Raw genomic sequence first — 2,175 nt, 5'->3', positions numbered from 1 at the left:
AGACCAATTATAAGAATAGGCCATTAGTGTTGCACTTAACTTGACAATTGAGGAAAAATTATTTCTGGTTAATAAAGATTAAAAAGGATCTAATTAATACGTTTATAAATGAAGTGAACGTTTTGCCCATTTGTATTATGGTCAGTTTCAACCAATTTTTTCCCATTATCTTTGGCTGTGAAATAAACATAAGCTACTTGTGATTTATAATTATTAACCACGTCATCAGCATCCACATTAAAACGATTACCATGCTGCTTAACGTTCAGCCATTGCGAAACGCCATACTGGTGTAGGGCAATTCCAATGTCTCCACCGTTATTCTCAATATGAATATTGTATGGCCGGTGTCCTGAGAAACTCCATTGAGTATTTACAAGGGAGCGCCTGCCAAAGTACCAGATAGGAGTAGCCTCTTGATAAATGGGAAGCATTGGTGTGATAAAAAACATAATTACCATTACAAAAGCCATAATAAATCGACCCATCCTCTGACTATCTATGATACCTAAAAAAATCAGCCAAATGGCATACAACAAGAACCCCCAACGAATAGTCACCAATAATAAATGCAACAAATTGCTTATCTCCCCTAATCTTTCTTTTATCACAATTTTAAATTTTTTTGAATCTTGAATTGTCAAATTAAGTGCAACACTACATTAAAGAATATTTCATAAGGCGTTTTCCATCCGAGACATTTACGGGGACGATTATTCATTTGTTCTGCATATGCTTGTATCCGGCGGTCAGTAATTGAATCAAGGTCAGTTCCTTTTGGCAAATATTCGCGAAGCAAGCCGTTAGTATTTTCGTTAGTTCCTCGTTGCCAAGGAGAGTGAGGATCGGGAAAGTAGAAGGGCGTACCAAACTTATCAGTTAAACATTGAACTTTGGCAAACTCTTTACCCCTATCCGGGGTAATCGTTAACGATCTACCAGGCCATAGCTTCATTAAGTCGCTCAAAGTATCCGTGACTGCTTCTGAAGTTCTTTTAGCAGCTTTACCAATAAGCAGGTAACGAGATTTTCGGTCAACCAATGTAACGACACAAGCCTTTCCGCTTTTGCCTAACACGGTATCACCTTCCCAGTGACCAATTTCTACACGGTTGTCAGCTTCTCGCGGACGATCATGAATCTTGTTGGGGATTGGAATCTTGCCTCGCTTTTCTTGATAAGCTTTATTGTGGCGAGACTTGCCGTGATGCCTTAGATGGCGCACGGCACTAGAGCTGCCAGATTTAAATAAATTATCAAATAAGCCATTGAAAATCCCACGGTAAATAGTCGTGGTACTGATCTGCACCGGATACTTTTCGACTGCCAAGCGATTCGATATTTCTTCCGGAGACCAAAGGTCTTCGCAGAAGTGTTCTCTCACCACTTCAAACACCTGAGGATTACTCAAAAGAGAGACTCTGCCACAATTGCCTTTGCGCTGTTTGTACTTCTCCTGAGCCTTCGAAGGTGAATAGGATTTACCAGTAGAATTACGGCTTAATTCTCGAGAAATGGTTGAGTAACTTTTCTTGATATGGCTGGCAATCTCACGAAGTGAATTTCCATGTTTCCTTTTGAAAGCTATGTTCAATTTTCTTTGATACAAGCCAATACTCAAAGCCCTGATTTTGGTAGCATTTAATAGCTTTTATTTTGTGCCCTCTATAATTAACGAAAGACATCCTTAATCCATTCTCTCCAAAGGCTACTTCTGCATTACAGTGTGCCTTAGCATTAAAAGTAAAAATTTGATGGCTTTTTGTTAAATAAGCAAATGCTAAATTAGTAAGATGATCGCTTCCTGAAGAGATAGAGTCCTTATTTATTTTTAATTTCGACCATTTTTTATGACCATTATACTCATAATACGTTCCACGAATATACTTAGGGATCGTTGTTGAATATTTTAGCCTACCAAAAACAGAAGTTTTACTTGTATATCCAGTAGCTGCGTACGTTAATTGCACTTCATTAAATACACCCATGATACAAGCGAGAATTACTAGCAAGAATGATTTGAACATTATCTTTTTCACAGTAGTTAGCCTCTAATAATTATTGAATTGAATTAATTATAATTCTATTGAAGATGGAATACTATGATTTCAATGAAGCCTACCCTACGAAAGAATCTTAATGGAGTAATTAACGCCGCCAAATCGTCCTACTCTA

The 2,175-nt window shown here is 37.7% G+C and carries 3 protein-coding genes; all 3 read right to left on the bottom strand.

Annotated elements, in window-relative coordinates; all coding sequences use genetic code 11:
- Positions 1-89: 89 nt before the first annotated feature.
- From FC82_RS04510 to FC82_RS04500, 3 genes are read right to left on the bottom strand one after another with little or no spacing between them, the layout of a single operon-like run.
- Positions 90-644 carry a hypothetical protein gene (locus FC82_RS04510; RefSeq protein WP_156405123.1) on the bottom strand — a complete coding sequence of 185 codons (555 nt, stop codon included), beginning with the start codon at positions 642-644 and terminating at the stop codon, positions 90-92.
- Positions 641-1,621, bottom strand: coding sequence for an IS30 family transposase (locus FC82_RS04505; protein ID WP_235809170.1), 981 nt, complete (start codon positions 1,619-1,621; stop codon positions 641-643). The genes FC82_RS04510 and FC82_RS04505 overlap by 4 nt, the downstream gene beginning before the upstream one ends.
- Complete coding sequence (locus FC82_RS04500) at positions 1,551-2,039, bottom strand: hypothetical protein (protein WP_056996323.1); 489 nt, start codon at positions 2,037-2,039, stop codon at positions 1,551-1,553. Before FC82_RS04500 ends, FC82_RS04505 begins: the two co-directional genes overlap by 71 nt.
- Positions 2,040-2,175: the final 136 nt, after the last annotated feature.

This window comes from Secundilactobacillus collinoides DSM 20515 = JCM 1123, from assembly GCF_001435975.1.
GTDB lineage: Bacteria > Bacillota > Bacilli > Lactobacillales > Lactobacillaceae > Secundilactobacillus > Secundilactobacillus collinoides.
Note: the sequence above shows the minus strand (reverse complement) of the source record. Positions and strands in the feature narration are given on the sequence as shown.